12 protein-coding genes are annotated in these 17,873 nt (G+C 66.5%); 10 read left to right on the top strand and 2 right to left on the bottom strand.

Annotated features, from left to right (window positions below):
• Window positions 1–23 precede the first annotated feature (23 nt).
• Window positions 24–416 carry a carboxymuconolactone decarboxylase family protein gene (locus ACZK4H_RS04270; RefSeq protein WP_099551264.1) on the bottom strand — a complete coding sequence of 131 codons (393 nt, stop codon included), beginning with the start codon at window positions 414–416 and terminating at the stop codon, window positions 24–26.
• Window positions 413–703 carry a glutaredoxin 3 gene (gene grxC, locus ACZK4H_RS04265; RefSeq protein ID WP_004154541.1) on the bottom strand — a complete coding sequence of 97 codons (291 nt, stop codon included), beginning with the start codon at window positions 701–703 and terminating at the stop codon, window positions 413–415. The genes ACZK4H_RS04270 and grxC overlap by 4 nt, the downstream gene beginning before the upstream one ends.
• Window positions 704–845: 142 nt before the next feature.
• Between grxC and ACZK4H_RS04260 the strand changes: the two genes are divergently transcribed.
• The 10 genes from ACZK4H_RS04260 to lpxH all read left to right on the top strand — a co-directional run bounded on the left by ACZK4H_RS04260 (window position 846) and on the right by lpxH (window position 17,827).
• Complete coding sequence (locus ACZK4H_RS04260) at window positions 846–2,492, top strand: M48 family metalloprotease (RefSeq protein WP_049431132.1); 1,647 nt, start codon at window positions 846–848, stop codon at window positions 2,490–2,492.
• Window positions 2,493–2,608: 116 nt separating this feature from the next.
• Complete coding sequence (phoB, locus tag ACZK4H_RS04255) at window positions 2,609–3,298, top strand: phosphate regulon transcriptional regulator PhoB (protein ID WP_005408258.1); 690 nt, start codon at window positions 2,609–2,611, stop codon at window positions 3,296–3,298.
• Window positions 3,299–3,404: 106 nt separating this feature from the next.
• Window positions 3,405–4,736 (top strand): phosphate regulon sensor histidine kinase PhoR, encoded by a 1,332-nt coding sequence (phoR, locus tag ACZK4H_RS04250; protein WP_087921666.1) that lies wholly within the window; start codon window positions 3,405–3,407, stop codon window positions 4,734–4,736.
• A gap of 4 nt (window positions 4,737–4,740) precedes the next feature.
• On the top strand, window positions 4,741–6,828 hold the full coding sequence (gene ppk1, locus ACZK4H_RS04245) for a polyphosphate kinase 1 (RefSeq protein ID WP_099551265.1): 2,088 nt from the start codon (window positions 4,741–4,743) through the stop codon (window positions 6,826–6,828).
• A gap of 368 nt (window positions 6,829–7,196) precedes the next feature.
• A complete protein-coding gene (gene ppx, locus ACZK4H_RS04240; protein ID WP_099551266.1) occupies window positions 7,197–8,723 on the top strand; it encodes an exopolyphosphatase in 1,527 nt (508 codons plus the stop codon).
• Window positions 8,724–9,023: 300 nt separating this feature from the next.
• Window positions 9,024–11,951 (top strand): TonB-dependent receptor domain-containing protein, encoded by a 2,928-nt coding sequence (locus ACZK4H_RS04235; RefSeq protein WP_099551267.1) that lies wholly within the window; start codon window positions 9,024–9,026, stop codon window positions 11,949–11,951.
• A gap of 338 nt (window positions 11,952–12,289) precedes the next feature.
• Window positions 12,290–15,214: a TonB-dependent receptor domain-containing protein gene (locus ACZK4H_RS04230; protein WP_099551268.1), complete on the top strand. Its 2,925-nt coding sequence runs from the start codon at window positions 12,290–12,292 to the stop codon at window positions 15,212–15,214.
• Window positions 15,215–15,356: 142 nt separating this feature from the next.
• Window positions 15,357–16,502, top strand: coding sequence for a glycosyltransferase family 4 protein (locus tag ACZK4H_RS04225; RefSeq protein ID WP_099551269.1), 1,146 nt, complete (start codon window positions 15,357–15,359; stop codon window positions 16,500–16,502).
• Entirely contained in the window at window positions 16,483–17,022 is a 540-nt protein-coding gene (locus tag ACZK4H_RS04220; RefSeq protein WP_099551270.1) for a phosphatase PAP2 family protein, read from the top strand. The genes ACZK4H_RS04225 and ACZK4H_RS04220 overlap by 20 nt, the downstream gene beginning before the upstream one ends.
• Window positions 17,023–17,080: 58 nt before the next feature.
• Window positions 17,081–17,827: a UDP-2,3-diacylglucosamine diphosphatase gene (lpxH, locus tag ACZK4H_RS04215; RefSeq protein ID WP_099551271.1), complete on the top strand. Its 747-nt coding sequence runs from the start codon at window positions 17,081–17,083 to the stop codon at window positions 17,825–17,827.
• Window positions 17,828–17,873 lie beyond the last annotated feature (46 nt).

The following is a 17,873-nucleotide window of genomic DNA, read 5'->3' as shown; positions in this document are numbered from 1 at the left end:
GCCGGGCATGGCCCGGCGCTACCTCAGTGCTCGTGCGCTGCCGGGGCGGCCGCGCCGCCTTCAAGCTGGTCGAGGAAGTCGACCGCGCGGCGCAGGTGCGGGATCACGATCGAGCCGCCGACCACCAGGCCGACCGAGAAGGTCTCGAAGAACTCCTCACGGGTCACCCCGGCGTCCTTGCACTGGGCCACGTGGTAGCTGATGCAGTCGTCGCAGCGCAGCACCATCGAGGCCACCAGGCCCAGCAGTTCCTTGGTCTTCACGTCCAGCGCGCCGGCCTGGTAGGTCTGCGTATCCAGCGCGAAGAAGCGGCGCACCACCTGGTTGGGTTCACCCAGGATGCGCTCGTTCATGCGCTTGCGGAAGTCGGTGAATTCGGCGATGCGGTCCTTGCTGCCGTCGTCGGCCGTGCTCATGCCTGGCCCTGCCCGGCCAGCAGCGGCTCAAGCTTGCCTTCACGGTGCAGGGCCATCATGTCGTCGTAGCCGCCAACATGGACGTCGCCGACGAAGATCTGCGGCACACTGGTGCGGCGGGTCAGCGCCATCATCTTCTCGCGCTCGGCCGGGTCCAGGTCGATGCGGACCTCGGTCCACTGCTGCCCCTTGCTCTTGAGGAAGTTCTTGGCGGCCACGCAGTACGGGCAGACGGCGGTGGAATAGATGGTGATGGCGGGGGCACCGCCGGCGGTCTGGGCTGTCACGGGAAACTCCACGATGGATCGACGGTCTACATATGGTACCGGTGCGCTGGAATTTCCACGCCACCGCCGCAACACTGTGGATTAACGAATGGTTGCCCCCTGCCCTGCCACGCTTGGCGCGCCCTGCCCGAGGACCTTCTGCTTGCGAGCCCTGCTGCTGACTACCGCCGTCACCCTGGCCCTGGCCATGCCGCTGGCCCAGGCCCAGGAGAAGCTGCCCGACATCGGCTCCTCGGCCGGCGAGCTGCTGACCCCGGCGCGCCAGGCCGAGTACGGCGCGATGATGCTGCGCGAGCTGCGCAACTACGGCTACCTGCTGGACGACCCGCTGGTGAACGATTGGCTGCAGACCATGGGCACCCGGCTTGGCTCCAACAGCGACCAGCCGCGCCAGCCCTACACCTTCTTCGTGATGAAGGACCGCCAGATCAACGCCTTCGCGACCCTTGGCGGCTACATCGGGGTCAATGCCGGCCTGGTGCTGACCGCCGAACGCGAGGATGAGGTGGCTGCGGTGCTGTCCCACGAAATCGCCCATGTCACCCAGCAGCACGTGCTGCGCGGGGTCGAGCGCGCCCAGCGCGACCAGATTCCGATCCTGCTGGGCATGCTGGCTGCAGTGGTGGCTGCCCAGGCCAGCAACAGTACCTCCTCGGGCAACGCGACCATGGCCGCGATCAGCTCGGGCATGGGCCTGATGCAGCAGCGGCAGATCAACTACACCCGCTCCAACGAATCGGAGGCCGACCGCCTCGGCATTCGCACCCTGTCGCGCAGCGGCTATGACGTGGACGCGATGGCCGGCTTCTTCGAGCGCATGTCGGCGGCGATGCGCGGCAACGAGGGCGGCTACAGCGTGCCCGAGTTCCTGCGCACCCACCCGGTCAACATCACCCGTATCAGCGAGGCCAAGGCCCGCGCCGAGCAGATGAAGAAGGACACGGTGCTGCTGACCACCAGCACCCCCAGCGGCGAACGCAAGGAGCGGGTGAATCCGGCCGATCCAGGGCTGGCCGAGCCGCTGCTGCGCGGAAACAACCCCTTGCTGCCCAGCAGCGTGCTGCGCATTCCGGTCGGCCAGCTGGCCCGTGGCGCCAGCGGCGACTTCGAGTGGGCACGGGAACGCCTGCGGGTGCTGAGCGCCGATTCCACCGCCGAGCTGGAGCGCGAATACGCGGACATGGCCAAGCGGCAGAAGGACGGCCTCAACGACGCCCAGCGCTACGGCCAGGCGCTGGCTGTCATGCGCGGCGGCCGCAGCGGTGCCACGCAGGCCCGGCAGACCCTGGCCAGCCTGCTGCAGACCCGCCCGGACAACCTGTGGCTGGCACTGGGCCTGGGCGAGGCCGAATCGCGTGCCGGGCTGGGCGCGCAGGCCAACACCCGTTTCGAGCAGCTGCTGCGCGAGCACCCCAACAGCCGGCCCGTGGCCCTGACCTACGCCGAGATCCTGAACGAACAGGGCACCCGAGAGGCGGGCCAGCGCGCGCAGGCCATGCTGCGGCCCCTGCTGTCGCAAAGTGGTAACGATCCGGTCTTCCAGCAGCGATACGCCCGCGCCAGCGAGCTGGCCGGTGACAGCGTGCGCGCCAGCGAGGCCTATGCCGAGGCCGCCTTCCTCAGCGGCCGCCCGGAGCAGTCGCTGATGCAGCTGCAGGCGCTCAAGCGCAACCCGGCGCTGGACTACGTGGGCCGGGCACGGGTGGACGCACGCATCGAGGCGATCACCCCCACCGTGCTGGAGCTGCGCCGCCAGGGCGTGCAGGACCCGGACCTCGACCGCCGCTGAGTGCTGCATGACCGGTCGATGGCAATCCCGGCCGGTTCCGGCCAGGTAGTCACAAACATGTCATCAAACCGTAGTCTACTGGCACCACTCCAGTAACCGAGCCCTACGGTGTCCTCGTGCAGAAACGCATCCTGATCGTCGATGACGAGCCCGCGATCCGTGAAATGGTCGCCTTCGCCCTGCGCAAGGGCGATTACGAACCGGTCCACGCCGGCGATGCCCGTGAGGCCCAGACCGCGATCGCCGACCGCGTTCCCGACCTGATCCTGCTGGACTGGATGCTGCCCGGCACCAGCGGCCTGGATCTGGCCCGCCGCTGGCGCAAGGAAACGCTGACCCGCGAAGTACCGATCATCATGCTGACCGCCCGCGGTGAAGAGAACGACCGTGTCGGTGGCCTGGAAGCCGGTGTCGACGACTACGTGGTCAAGCCGTTCTCGGCGCGCGAACTGCTGGCCCGCATCCGTGCGGTCATGCGCCGCGCCCGCGAGGACGACGAGGACGGCAGCGTGGCGGTCGGCCCGATCCGCATCGACGGCGCCGCCCATCGCGTGTTCGCCAACGACCAGCCGGTGCCGATCGGCCCGACCGAATACCGCCTGCTGCACTTCTTCATGACCCACCCCGAGCGCGTCTACACCCGCGCCCAGCTGCTGGACCATGTGTGGGGCGGCAGCGTGTACGTGGAGGAGCGCACCATCGACGTGCACATCCGCCGCCTGCGCAAGACGCTGGAACCGTTCAACGCCGAGAACATGGTGCAGACCGTGCGCGGCGCCGGCTACCGCTTCTCCACCGCCACCTGAGTCTCGTCGTGCCGGCGCCGCGCACCCGCGGGTGCCGGCACCGGCAACTCTGCTATAACCCTCGGTTCACCCCAGTGAACCGCCGCACCTCAACGACGAGATCGCAATGCCCCGCCACATCCGCTCTGCCTGGTTGAAGACCCTGGCCACCGTTGCCGCGGTACTGCTGTTCTCCGGACTGGTGGGGTGGTTCACGGGTCACCTGTGGTTGTGCATCGCACTGGGCGCGCTGGCCACCCTGGCCTGGCATTACTGGCGGCTGCGCAGCGTGCTGCGCCGGCTGACCGCGCGCCAGCGCTGGGACACCGCCGAGGAAGGCACCGGCGTCTGGAACGAGCTGGACCGCCTGCTGTACCGCAACCAGGTGGAAATGCGCGTTCGCAAGCGCCGCCTGCTCGACATGCTGCGCAGCTACCGCGCCGCCGCCGCCGCGTTGCCCGATGCCGTGGTGGTACTGGACCGCAACAGCCAGCGTGTGCAGTGGTTCAACGAAGCGGCCACCGCCCTGCTCGGCCTGCATCATCCGGGGGACCTCGGCGAAGCCCTGGTCGAACGCCTGCAGCCGATGCCGCTGGCACACTGGCTGGCCGGTGGACGTAATGCCGAGCCGATCCTGGATGTGCCCTCGCCGGTCGATCCGGCGATCCGCCTGAACCTGCGCCTGATTCCCTATTCGTCGGACTACTGGCTGCTGATCGCCCGCGACGTCAGCAAGCTGCTGCGCCTGGAACAGGTGCGCCGCGACTTCGTCGCCAACGTTTCACACGAACTGCGCACGCCGCTCACCGTGGTCCACGGCTACCTGGACATGATGGACCCGGAGGATTTCCCGGGAACCGGACCGATGCTGGAAGAAATGCGCAAGCAGAGCCAGCGCATGGCCCAGCTGGTGGAAGACCTGCTGACGCTGTCGCGCCTCGAATCGCAGGAACACAGCGAGGAAGAAACCGTGGCCATGCAACCGATGCTGGCCACGCTGCGCCGCGAGGCCGAGGCGCACAGCCAGGGCCGCCACCAGATCAGCATCGACGATCTGGCCGGCGTCGACCTGCAGGGTTCCACCAAGGAGCTGCACAGCGCCTTCTCCAACCTGGTGACCAACGCGGTGCGCTATACCCCGGCCGGTGGCCGCATCGCGGTGGAATTCCGCCGCGAAGGCGACGGCGCGGTGCTGGCGGTGCGCGATTCCGGTTACGGCATCCCGGCCACCCACCTGCCGCGGCTGACCGAACGTTTCTACCGTGTCTCCAGCAGCCGTTCCCGCGAAAGCGGCGGTACCGGCCTGGGCCTGTCCATCGTCAAGCACATCCTCGGCCTGCACCACGCGCGGCTGGAGATTGAAAGCGAGGTTGGCAAGGGCTCGGTGTTTTCCTGCCATTTCGATGCCGACCACGTGCGCCCGCGCGAGTCCGCCCCCCTGACTTCCATCGAAGAATGACGCCATGAGCAGCCTCGGATCCCTCCCCCTCCCCGTGAGCCCGGACAACGATCCGTTGCGCGACCCGGCGCTCTACATCAACCGCGAGCTGTCGCAGCTGGATTTCAACTTCCGCGTGCTGGCCCAGGCGATGGACCCGCAGGTGCCGCTGCTGGAGCGCCTGCGCTTCATGTGCATCTCCTGTACCAACCTCGACGAGTTCTTCGAAATCCGCGCCGCGGCCGTACGCCACGCGCAGGAGTTCGGCCTGCCGCCGGCACCGGACGGAATGAGCCCGCAGGCCATCCTCAACGCCATCCACGACCGTGCCGCCGAACTGGTGGACCAGCAGTACCGCTGCTGGAACGAGACGCTGCGCCCGGCACTGATGGAGGCCGGCATTGGCGTACTCGGCCGGCATTCGTGGACCCACCGCCAGAAGCGCTGGCTGCGCGCGTACTTCCGCAACGAGATCATGCCGGTGCTGTCGCCGCTGGGCCTGGACCCGGTGCATCCGTTCCCGAAGATCCTCAACAAGTCGCTGAACATCGTGGTGGTGCTGAAGGGCACCGACGCGTTCGGCCGTGCCGGCCACCTGGCCATCGTGCGTGCGCCGCGCTCGCTGCCACGCATCATCCAGCTGCCGGAGAAGCTCGGCGGATCGCAGAACTTCGTGTTCCTGTCGTCGGTGCTGTCCACCTTCGTCGATGAGCTGTTCCCGGGCATGGAAGTCCAGGGGGCCTACCAGTTCCGCGTTACCCGCAACTCCGAGCTGGTGGTGGACGAGGAAGAAGTGGAGAACCTGGCGCTGGCATTGCGCGACGAACTGGTCGACCGCGGCTACCGGCCGGCGGTGCGGCTGGAAATCGCACAGGACATGCCACGCGACATCGTGCGCACCCTGCTGCAGAACTTCGGCCTGACCGAGAACGCGGTGTACCGCATCGACGGCCCGGTCAACCTCAACCGCATCATCCAGCTGTACGACCTGATCGCGCAGCCGGACCTGAAGTACCCGCCGATGACCCCGCGCACGCTGCGCGACAGCGACGGCATCTTCGAGACGGTCGCGCGCCAGGACCTGCTGCTGCACCACCCGTTCGATGCATTCACCGCAGTGCTGGACCTGATCCGGCAGGCGGCGACCGACCCCAATGTGCTGGCGATCAAGCAGACCCTGTACCGCACCGGCAAGGATTCGCTGATCGTCGACGCGCTGATCCAGGCTGCACGCAACGGCAAGGACGTGACCGTGGTGGTCGAGCTGCGCGCGCGCTTCGACGAGGAGGCCAACCTGGGCCTGGCCGATCGCCTGCAGGAAGCCGGCGTGCAGGTGGTGTACGGCGTGGTCGGCTACAAGACCCACGCCAAGATGCTGCTGATCGTGCGCCGCGAGGGCCGCAAGCTGCGCCGCTACGTGCACCTGGGCACCGGCAACTACCACAGCGGTACCGCCCGCGCATACACCGACATCAGCCTGATCACCGCCGATGCGGACATCGGCAACGACGTGCACCTGCTGTTCCAGCAGCTGTCCGGGCTGGCCTCGAAGATGAAGCTCAAGCGCCTGCTGCAGTCGCCCTTTACCCTGCACACCGGCATCCTCGGCCGCATCGAGCGCGAAACGCGCATCGCCGCCGCCGGCCGCCCGGCGCGGATCATCGCCAAGATGAACGCGTTGAACGAACCGCAGGTGGTACGCGCGCTGTACGCCGCCTCGCAGGCCGGCGTGCAGATCGACCTGATCATCCGCGGCGCCTGCACTCTGCGCCCGGGCGTGCCGGGCATCTCGGACAACATCCGCGTGCGCTCGATCGTCGGCCGCTTCCTGGAGCACAGCCGCGTCTACTGGTTCGGCAACGACGGCGCACCGGAGATGTACTGCGCCAGTGCCGACTGGCTGGAACGCAACCTGCTGCGCCGGGTCGAGACCTGCTTCCCGATCCTCGACCCGGAGCTGGCCAAGCGGGTGTACCGCGAAGTGCTGCAGAACTACCTTGACGACAACCTCAACGCCTGGGAACTGGATGCCGACGGCATCTACCACAAGCGTGCACCGGCCCACGACGAAGCCCCGCATTCTGCGCAGATGGCATTGATGCAGGGGCTGTAACCCGGTGTGTCGACCAAGGTCGACACCTACCAAGAGCAGTAGGCACCGATTTTGGGCGGGATAGGATCAGTGCCGACCAACGGTCGGCACCCACCATCAGATCGCAGCGAACTGTCGAAGGCGGGGTGGGTCCGGTGGCAGGGGTGTGAGCCGCATGGATGCGGCGACCAAGCCCCCATGGACGGGTTCACGGCGTCCCCTGCCATCGGACCCAGCCCGCCATCCCACGGATAGCCCGCTTTTGCTTTTGCTTTAGCCGTTGCCGTTGATTCGGCAGGTGCAGGGCGCAGCCCTGCCGCACTCCCCTCTTCCAAAATGTGAAGGCCACGCGGTGACGAGCACACCGCCCCTTCGGCTAACATTCGTCCATGCCGCACACCACCACGACTCCGCCCGCATTGCAGGATGGCGACCTGCTGGCCGCCATCGACCTTGGCTCCAATAGTTTCCACATGGTCATCGCGCGCTACACGCTCGGCCAGCTGCGGGTGATCGACCGCCTCCGCGAGACGGTGCGCATGGCCGACGGCCTGGATGGCAAAGGTGGCCTCTCTGCCGCTGCACGGCAGCGTGCGCTGGAATGCCTGGCCCGTTTCGGCCAGCGCATCCGCAACGTGCCGCCGCACCGGGTACGCGCATTGGCCACCAACACCGTACGCCAGCTGCGCTCGCCGCAGTCGTTCCTGGTCCCTGCCGAAACCGCGCTGGGGCACGCCATCGAAGTGGTCAGCGGACGCGAAGAAGCGCGCCTGATCTACCTGGGCGTGGCCCATGCGCAACCGCCCAAGCCCGGCCAGCGCCGGCTGGTGATCGACATTGGCGGTGGCTCCACCGAATTCATCATCGGCATGGGCATGCAGACCCTGGAGCGCGAGAGCCTGCAGGCCGGCTGCATTGCCAGCACCCGGCGCTTCTTCCCCGGCGGCAAGCTGAGCAAGAAGCGCTGGAAGGACGCGCTGGCGGAGATCGGCCGCGAGTTCCAGCCCTTCGCCAGCAAGTACCGCGCGCTGGGCTGGCAGGAAGCACTGGGCTCGTCGGGCACGCACAAGGCAATCAGCGAGATCTGCGCGACGATGAAGCTGAGCAAGGGCGCGATCACCGCCGAGGCCCTGCCCCAGCTGCGCGACGAACTGCTGAAGGCCAAGAAGATCGACGACATCCAGCTGCCGGGCCTGTCCAGCGACCGCCGCCCGATCATCGCCGGCGGCATCCTGGTGCTGGAAGCGGCCTTCCAGGCGCTGGGCCTGCAGAAACTGCTGGTCAGCAAGGCGGCGATGCGCGAAGGCATCCTGTACGACATCGTCGGCCGCGCCGGTGAGAACGACCTGCGTGACGAATCGGTGGCCGCGCTCAGCCAGCGCTACGACATCGACACGGTACAGGCCGACCGCGTGCAGGACACCGCGCTGTCGCTGCTGGAGCAGGTGCAGGAGCGCTGGAAGCTCGATGCCGACGACGCACGCATGCTCGGCTGGGCCGCGCGCCTGCACGAACTGGGCCTGATGATCGCCCACAGCGGCTATCACGTGCATGGCAGCTATGTGCTGGAGCACTCGGACATCGCCGGTTTCTCGCGCCAGGAGCAGCAGATGCTGGCCGCACTGGTACGCAGCCATCGCCGCAGTGTGACCAAGACCGCCTTCGACGCCCTGCCCGAGCGACTGCTGTCGACCGCACGCCGGTTGGCTGCCCTGCTGCGCCTGGCGGTACTGCTCAACCGTGCCCACGAGGACGATCCGCTGCCGGCGTTGGAACTGACCGCCGACGACAACCGCCTGTCACTGATCGTGCCGCAGACCTTCATCGATGCCCGCCCGCTGCTGCGCGCCGACCTGATCGGTGAGACCGACGGCCTCGCTGGCCTGGGCATCCAGTTCCGGCCGTTCGTGGCCTGATCCCTACTGCCAGGGCGGCGCGTCACAACGCGTCGCCATAGGCCTCCTCTGCGCGTTTTCCGCGCAATTCCTGCTGCATCGCAGCAGTTGAAGCCCGACGCTGGCTATGCCGAAATGGCATAAGCATCTGCTTTTGTTCATTTTTCGTGAAATCACGTGAAGTGAAGCGACACCTTTCGACACGCTCTCTTTACAGGATGTTAACCAACGAGACTACTATCGGTCGTCGGTCTGATTAACGACCGGCTTCATCGACGTCCGGAGTGACGTCTCGCGCACGACCTGAGAGAGAGATCGTTAATGACTTCACGTACCACCGCGCTGGGCCAGGCCATCCGTTACGCCCTGGCGACCACCGCTACGCTGGCTGCCCTGCCGGCCTTCGCCCAGAGCAGCAGCACTGCACCGACCACCCTGGACCGCATCGAGATCACCGGTTCGCGCATCCGCCAGGTTGACGTTGAAACCGCCCAGCCGGTGCTGGCCCTGTCCCGCCTGGACATCGAACGCCAGGGTTTCAGCTCGGTGTCGGACATCCTGCAGAACGTCACCGCGATGGGCAGCCCGACCATCAGCCGCGCCAACGTGCTGTCGGCCGGTGAAGATGCCGGTGGTACCTACGTCAACATGCGCAACCTCGGCACCCAGCGCACGCTGGTGCTGGTCAACGGCAAGCGCCTGGGCATCAGCACCTCCGGCTTCCAGGACGTGTCGACCCTGCCGGTGTCGGCAGTGGAACGCATCGAAGTGCTGAAGGACGGCGCCTCGGCCATCTACGGCTCCGACGCGATGGCCGGCGTGATCAACATCATCACCCGCACCAACGTCAGCGGCATCACCGCCAACGTCTACCACGGCCAGTACGGCGAAGGCGACGGCGCGCGTGACCGCTTCGACGTGGTTGCCGGCTGGTCCAACGATCGCTTCTCGGCCACGTTCGCTGCCGAACACTCCGAAGAAAAGGCCGTGTGGGCGCGTGACCGCGGCTTCAGCCGCTACAGCAACACCGATCGCCACCCGACCGATGGCTGGACCACCAACAGCCAGTGGGGCCAGTTCTATGGCGTGAAGGGCGGCCCGGGCTGCACCAATGCGAAGGAAGGCTGCAACTACGCACTCAACCGCGGCAGCGACCCGACCAACCCGGCCAACTACCACTTCACCGATCCGACCGCGTTCACCGGTGACGTCAGCAACACCAATGATCAGATGCACCTGAGCTATCCGATCAAGCGTGATTCGCTGTACTTCTCGGGCCAGGCCAACATCACCGACAACGTGCGCTTCAAGGCCGAACTGGGCTACAACAAGCGCTCCTCGACCCGCGTCACCGCCGGCTATCCGTTCGATGTCGACGTCGCCAAGATCGACCCGATGTCGATCGACAGCTACTTCAACCCGTTCGGCAACCAGCATGGCTATGCCACGCCGACCGCAGTGAAGTGGAACCGTCGCCTGTGGGAGCTGCCGCGCACCAGCACCAGCGAACTGAAGACCTACCGCGCCGTGGCCGCGTTCGACGGCTCGTTCGAGATCGGCGAGCGCTACTTCGACTGGGAAGTGGGCTACCAGTACAACAAGAACGAGCTGCGCCAGCACACCACCGGCAACCTGCACAAGGGCCGCGTGCAGGCCGCTACCGGTCCGTCGTACTACAACGCCACCACCGGCAAGGTCGAGTGCGGCAAGCCCGGCGCGCCGATCGCCGGCTGCCTGCCGTGGAATCCGCTGGTTCCCTACGGTGTGGACAGCCCGTACGGCATGACCAACAACCAGGCCCTGCAGGACTGGCTGTTCCCGGCCGAGAACGCGACTGGCCGCACCACCTCCAAGAACGCCTTCGCCACCATCAGCGGCAGCCTGTTCACCCTGCCTGCCGGTGACCTGGGCTTTGCCTTCGGCGTGGAAAACCGCGAGGAAACCGGCAAGTTCGTGCCGGATGCACTGGCCCAGACCGGTGCCACCACCAACCTGGCCGCTGGCCCGACCGGTGGCTCGTACAAGGTGAAGGAAGCCTACCTGGAGTTGAACGTGCCGGTGCTGGCCGACCTGCCGGGTGCCCGTGAGCTGAGCCTCAACGCCGCGACCCGCTTCTCGGACTACAACACCTTCGGCAACACCCTCAACAGCAAGTTCGGCTTCAAGTGGAAGCCGATCGACCAGCTGCTGGTGCGTGGTACCTGGGCACAGGGCTTCCGTGCCCCGACCATCTCCGACCTGTACGGTGGTGGTTCGGAGACCTTCGCCAACTTCTCTGACCCGTGCGACAGCAAGTACGGTTCGGCCAAGAGCAGCGCCGAAGTCCGCGCACGCTGCGCGAAGGACATCGCCGATGTCGCCAACTTCCGCCAGCTGGACAGCAGCAACAAGCCGACCGAAGGTTCGGTCGCCGCTACGCCGACGCCGTTCATCGGTGGCTCGAACCCGAACCTGAAGCCGGAAACCTCGACCAGCCGCACCCTGGGCGTGGTCTGGAGCCCGACGTTCGTCAGCAACCTCAATGTCTCGCTGGACTGGTGGAAGATCCGCATCGACGACACCATCGTCGACGACAGCCCGAACCAGATCCTGATCGACTGCTACGAGCAGGGCCTGGCCGATCGTTGCGCGCGCTTCACCCGCAATCCGTCCAACGGCATCGTCACCGGCCTGAGGTTCGGTGGCCGCAATGCCGGCTTCGCCGAAGTCGAAGGCTACGACATGGACCTGTCGTACCGCCTGGAGACCGACTACGGCAAGCTGAGCACCTCCTGGTCGACCACCTACGTGGCCAAGGACATCTCCCGCTCGTCCAACGACAGCTCGATCGTGCCGACCGTCAGCAACGGCATCGTCACCAACTCGGGCATCGGCTTCCGCGTGCGTTCGAACCTGACCGTCGGTTGGGACCTGGAGAACTTCGGCGTGAGCTGGACCGCGCGCTACTACTCCAGCGTCAAGGAACAGTGCGTCAACCCGACCAAGTACGCCGATGAGTGCTCCGATCCGGGCGTGATCGCGCCGTGGTACAAGGGTGCGCGCAACTACAACGAGCGTGGCGCAGTGACCTTCCACGATCTGCAGTTCCGCTACAACCTGCCGTGGGATGCCACCGTTTCGGTGGGCGCCAACAACGTGTTCGACAAGCAGGGCCCGGTCATGTACACCAAGCCGCGCTCGGTCTTCTCGTACTACGGCGGTTACGACATTGGTCGTTTCATCTACATGAAGTACACCCAGCGCTTCTGATCCATCCGCGCTGTTGAAGCTCCACGACCACGGCCCTTCGGGGCCGTGGTTTTTTCTGTTTCCACGCAGGTTGTCGCTGCCTGCAATTGCCATGACGCATTCGATCCAGAGTCGCGGCGAGGGGGCTTCGTCCATCGCTCCCACGTCGATCACATCAATCGATTGATTCACTTCCGGTTTGTGCGGAAGCGTCATGCCGTTCCATGGCGATTTCGTCCTTTCCCCATACCTCTCCCTCTCCTCCTTCACTAGGTTCGAACAACCACCGCCCGCGGTGGCGTTGGCGCAGCCCGCTTGGCCGCGCACCGAAGACTTCGAAGACTGAGAGAGAGAGACCCATGACCATCCGTATTCCCGCACTGGGGCTGGCGATCCGTCGCGCACTTGCGATCACGGCGACCACAACCCTGGCCGCTCCCGCACTCGCCCAGCAGGCACCGGAAGCCACCACGCTGGACCGCATCGAAATCACCGGCTCACGCATCCGCCAGGTCGACCTGGAAACCGCGCAGCCGGTGCTGACCGTCAGCCGCGCCGACATCGAGCGACAGGGCTTCAACTCCGTTGCCGACATCCTGCAGAACCTGACCGCGACCGGCAGTCCGGCATTGAGCCGCGCCAGCCCATTGAGCGCCGGCGAAGCCGCCGGCGGCAGCTACGTGAACATGCGTGGCCTCGGTGCGCAGCGCACCCTGGTGCTGGTCAATGGCAAGCGGCTGGGCATGACCACGTCTGGCTTCCAGGATATCTCCAGCATTCCTGCCGCTGCGGTGGAACGCATGGAAGTGCTCAAGGACGGTGCCTCGGCCATCTACGGGTCCGACGCGATGGCCGGCGTGGTGAACATCATCACCCGGCGCAACGTCCAGGGCGTAACCGCCAACGTTTACCATGGTCAGTTCAGCGAAGGCGACGGTGCCCGTACCCAGTACGACGTGGTTGCCGGCTGGTCCAATGACCGTGCTTCCATCAGCATTGCTGCCGAGCATGTCGAAGAAAAGGGCGTCTGGGCGAAGGATCGTGGCTTCAGTGCCTACACCTATACGGATCGCCATGCGGATGAGGGCTGGACCACGGTCGGCCAGTGGGGTCGCATCACCGGCTTCAAGGGCCCCGGTTGCAACAACAGCCGGGGCTGCAGCTACTCGCTCGACCGTGGCAGCCAGCCAGGTGGGCCGGACAGCTTCCACCTCAGCGACAACACACCGTTCACCGGCGATGTCAGCAACAGCAACGAGCAGATGCATCTGCAGACGCCGATCAAGCGCGATTCGATCTTCGTCGACGCACGCGCGGATCTGAACGACCAGATCCGTTTCAACACCCAGCTGGCCTGGAACCGGCGCACCACCACCCGGCAGGTCGCCGGCTACCCCTTCCAGTCCGGCCCAGCCGAAATCACCCCGATGTCGGCCGACAGCTGGTTCAATCCGTTCGGCAACCATCACGGCTATGACACGCCCAGCGATGTGCACTGGAACCGTCGTGCCTGGGAAATTCCGCGCGTCAGCACCAGCGAACTGACCACCTGGCAGGGCGTGGCGGCATTCGAGGGCAGCTTCGAATTCGGCGGTCGCGACTTCGACTGGGAAGCGGGTTACCAGTACAACCGCAGTGAGCTGACCCAACGCACCACCGGCAACCTGCACAAGCAGCGCGTGGCCGATGCCACCGGTCCTTCGTTCTACGACCCGGCAACCGGCAAGGTCGAATGCGGAACGCCGGATGCGCCTATCGCGGGCTGCAAACCCTGGAACCCGCTGGTTCCGTATGGCCAGGACGACCCCTATGGCCTGACCGGCAACCCGGAACTGCAGGACTGGCTGTTCCCGGAAGAACTCACCCGCGGCCGCACCACCACCCGCAACCTGTTCGCCAACCTCAGCGGCAGCCTTGCCAGCCTGCCCGCCGGTGAGCTGGGCTTCGCCGTGGGTGCCGAGAGCCGCCGCGAGGACGGCCGCTTCATCCCTGATGCGCTGGCGCAGGCCGGTGCCACCACCAACCTGGCGGCAGGGCCCACCGGTGGCGGCTACCGCGTCGACGAGGCCTACCTGGAACTGAGCGTGCCGGTGCTGCGCGACCTCGCCGGTGCCCGCGAACTGACCTTCAGCGCGGCGACGCGGTACTCGGACTACTCCACCTTCGGCGGAACCCTCAACAGCAAGTTCGGCTTCACCTGGAAGCCGATCGATCAGCTGCTGGTCCGCGGTACCTGGGCCCAGGGCTTCCGTGCGCCGACCATCGCCAACCTGTACGGCGGCGCCTCGGAGACGTTCACCACCGGCTTCCGTGATCCCTGCGATACGGTCCATGGCGCAGCCGCAAGCAGTGCCGAGGTTCGCGCCCGCTGCGCCGCCGACATCGCCAATGCCGACGCCTACCGCCAGCTCGGCCAGGGCAATGAACCCATCACCGGCAGCAGTGGACAGACGCCCGTGCCCTTCACCAACGGCTCCAACCCGGACCTGCAGCCGGAAACCTCGACCAGCCGCACCCTGGGCCTGGTCTGGAGCCCGACGTTCGCCGAAGGACTTCACATCGCACTGGACTGGTGGAAGATCCGCATCGACAACACCATCGTTTCCGACCATCCCAATGACATCCTCCGCGACTGCTACGAGCTGGGTATTGCCGAGCGCTGCAGCAGCTTCACCCGCGATCCGGAGCTGGGCATCGTCAACAAACTCAACTTCGGCAACCGCAACAGTGGCTTCCGCCAGGCAGAAGGCTATGACCTGGAGATCGGCCACAAGGTCGAAACCAGCTGGGGCAAGCTGAGTGCCGACTGGAAGACCACCTACGTGGTCAACGCCGAAGAGAAGACCACCAACGAAGCCGGCGTACCGGCCATCCCCAGCAATGGCATCGCCACCAACGGCGGCATCGGCTTCCGCGTGCGCTCCAACGCATCGCTGGGCTGGGAGCGTGGCAATCTCGGCCTGACCTGGGGCCTGCGTTACTTCTCAGCGGTCAAGGAACGCTGCCTGGGTGCCGAGGACTATCCGAACGAATGTTCCCATCCTGGCCAGCGTGCGCCGTGGTTCAGCGGTACGCGTGACTACAACCGTCGTGGATCGGTCACCTTCCATGACGTGCAGGCGCGCTACAGCCTGCCGTGGGACGCCACCGTTTCGATCGGCGCCAACAACGTGTTCGGCCGCCAGGGTCCGGCCATGTACAGCCAGCCGAGTTCCAACTTCTCCTACTACGGTGGCTTCGACATCGGCCGTTTCATCTACATGAAATACCAGCAGCGCTTCTGATCCACGCACCACGCACGGTGCCCACCACGGCCCTTCGGGGCCGTGGTGGCGTAGGCTTCCGACCGCGTCATCTGCCGGTCGCAAAGCGGTCACATCGGCTACATCGCCAGGCCCGAGCATGCCGGAAACCCGGAGGCCCGCCATGCGCTATGCCATCGTCACCGAGACCTATCCGCCGGAAGTGAACGGCGTTGCCCTCACCGTACAGGGGCTGGAGCAGGGACTGCGCAACTCCGGCCATGAAATCGACCTGATCCGGCCCCGCCAGGCCAACGAAGCGCTGGACTCCGCACCGGGCACCCTGTTGGTTCCTGGTGCCGCCCTGCCGCGCTACCCCGGCCTGCGCTTCGGCATGCCGGCACCGATCCGGCTCGGTCGCCACTGGCAGCAGCAGCGCCCGGATGCCGTCTATGTCGCCACCGAAGGCCCGCTGGGCTGGTCGGCGGTGCGCACCGCACGGCGCCTCGGCATCCCGGTGGCCAGTGGCTTCCACACCCGCTTCGACGAGTACCTGCCCGACTACGGCGTGGCCTGGCTGCAGGCCGCCGCGATGCGCTGGATGCGCCGCTTCCACAACCAGGCCGATGCAACCCTGGTACCCACCCGCGAACTGCAGCAGTTCCTCGGCGAGCAGGGCTTCGAACGCGTGCGCCTGCTGGCACGCGCGGTCGACAGCCAGCAGTTCGATCCGAACCGTCGAGACCCTGCCCTGCGCGAAGAGTGGGGTGTGGACGGCAACGGCCTGGTGGCGATCTACGTCGGCCGCATCGCCGCAGAGAAGAACCTCGGGCTGGCGGTGAAGGCCTTCCGCCGGCTGCAGCAGATCCGTCCCAAGGCGCGCTTTGTGTGGGTGGGTGATGGCCCGGCCCGCGAAAAGCTGGCGCATGAAAATCCCGACTTCATCTTCTGTGGCATCCAGCGCGGCGAAGCCCTCGCGCGTCATTTCGCCAGCGGCGATCTGTTCCTGTTCCCCAGCCGCAGCGAGACCTTCGGCAACGTGACCCTTGAAAGCATGGCCAGCGGCGTGGCAACGGTGGCCTTCGACTACGGCGCTGCGCGCGAGTACCTGCGCAATGGCGAGAATGGCGCCGCAGTGGACAACGATGAGCAGTTCATCGAAGCAGCCGTGCAGCTGGCCGCCGATGACGCGCAGCGCCACGTGCTGGGCGGCAACGCCGCACGCGCGATGAAGCGCCTGCATCCGCAGCAGGTGGTGGCGGAATTCGACGCCCTGCTGGCCGAACTGGCCCAGTCGCGGAGGACCGGCCATGCGCACAACGCGGCTTGAACTGCTGGCCGACCGCGAAGCACGCCTGTGCCGGCGGGCCAACCACTACTGCCGCCGCCGCCGCGTGCGCCGCCTGTTCGCGGTCATCAGCCGGCTCGGTGATGGCGTGTTCTGGTATGTGCTGATGGGCGCCCTGGTGCTGCTTGATGGCTTCGACGGCCTGCGCGCGTCCGTGCACATGGCCGCCACCGGCCTGGCCGCGTTGTTGCTGTACAAGGGCCTCAAGCGCTGGACCCGGCGCCCGCGCCCGTATGCTGCCGACCTGCGCATCCGCGCCTGGGTGGCACCGCTGGACGAGTTCAGCTTCCCCTCCGGGCATACACTGCACGCGGTGTCGTTCACCATCGTGGCGCTGGCCTACTACCCGTGGCTGGCGCCCCTGCTGGTGCCGTTCACCGTCGGCGTGGCGCTGTCGCGGGTGGTGCTGGGCCTGCACTATCCGTCCGATGTGCTTGCCGCCACCGGCATCGCCATCGGACTGGCCTCGGCCAGCCTGGCCTGGTTGCCGTTGCCGGTGTAGCCCCTGGGGTCAGATGCCGGCGGCGCTACCGACATCGTTGATGCCCTAGAATGACCGCATGACCACGCTGTTCATTTCCGACCTGCACCTGGACCCCAGCCGTCCGGAGATCACCGACCTGTTCCTGCGCTTCCTGCGCGAACAGGCGCCCGGCGCCGATGCGCTGTACATCCTCGGCGACCTGTTCGAAGCCTGGATCGGCGACGACACGCCCTCGCCCGCCGCCGATGCGGTGGCCGACGCGCTGAAGGTGCTCTCCGACAGCGGCGTGCCGGTGTATTTCATCCGCGGCAACCGTGACTTCCTGCTTGGCGAGGACTACGCGCGCCGCGCCGGCCTGCGCATCCTGCCCGACCCGTGCGTGATCGAGCTGTACGGTCGCCCCGTACTGCTGCAGCACGGTGACCTGCTGTGCACTGATGACATTCCTTACCAGCAGTTCCGTGCACAGACCCGTGACCCGGTGTTCCAGGCACAGTTCCTGTCACAGCCGCTGGCCGCGCGCATCGCATTCGCGCAGAAGGCGCGTGAAGCCAGCCAGGCCCGCCAGTCGGAAATGAAGCAGGGTGATCGTGCGCAGTTCGAGACCGTCACCGACGTGGCTCCGTCCGAAGTCGATGCCACCTTCGTGCGCCATGGCGTGGACACCATGATCCATGGCCACACCCACCGTCCGGCGATCCACTCGCTGCAGGCCGGTGGTCGCGCCTGCACCCGCATCGTGCTGGGTGACTGGTACGAGCAGGGTTCGGTGCTGCGCGTGGATGCCAGCGGCTGGTCGCTGGATACGCTCGCGCGCGCCTGAGCACGGCGGCAACACCCGCGACCGCGCAAGGCGGCCGCGGGCGCAG

It is taken from the genome of Stenotrophomonas sp. 78350_Sma (assembly GCF_056482105.1).
This window is presented reverse-complemented; position numbering and strand designations above follow the sequence as displayed.

Coding starts and splice junctions, on each gene's coding strand:
- phoR (WP_087921666.1), top strand. CDS start 3,405: ATGCCCCGCCACATCCGCTCTGCCTGGTTGAAGACCCTGGCCACCGTT.
- ppx (WP_099551266.1), top strand. CDS start 7,197: ATGCCGCACACCACCACGACTCCGCCCGCATTGCAGGATGGCGACCTG.
- lpxH (WP_099551271.1), top strand. CDS start 17,081: ATGACCACGCTGTTCATTTCCGACCTGCACCTGGACCCCAGCCGTCCG.
- ACZK4H_RS04235 (WP_099551267.1), top strand. CDS start 9,024: ATGACTTCACGTACCACCGCGCTGGGCCAGGCCATCCGTTACGCCCTG.
- ACZK4H_RS04270 (WP_099551264.1), bottom strand. CDS start 416: ATGAGCACGGCCGACGACGGCAGCAAGGACCGCATCGCCGAATTCACC.
- ACZK4H_RS04225 (WP_099551269.1), top strand. CDS start 15,357: ATGCGCTATGCCATCGTCACCGAGACCTATCCGCCGGAAGTGAACGGC.
- ACZK4H_RS04220 (WP_099551270.1), top strand. CDS start 16,483: ATGCGCACAACGCGGCTTGAACTGCTGGCCGACCGCGAAGCACGCCTG.
- ACZK4H_RS04230 (WP_099551268.1), top strand. CDS start 12,290: ATGACCATCCGTATTCCCGCACTGGGGCTGGCGATCCGTCGCGCACTT.
- ppk1 (WP_099551265.1), top strand. CDS start 4,741: ATGAGCAGCCTCGGATCCCTCCCCCTCCCCGTGAGCCCGGACAACGAT.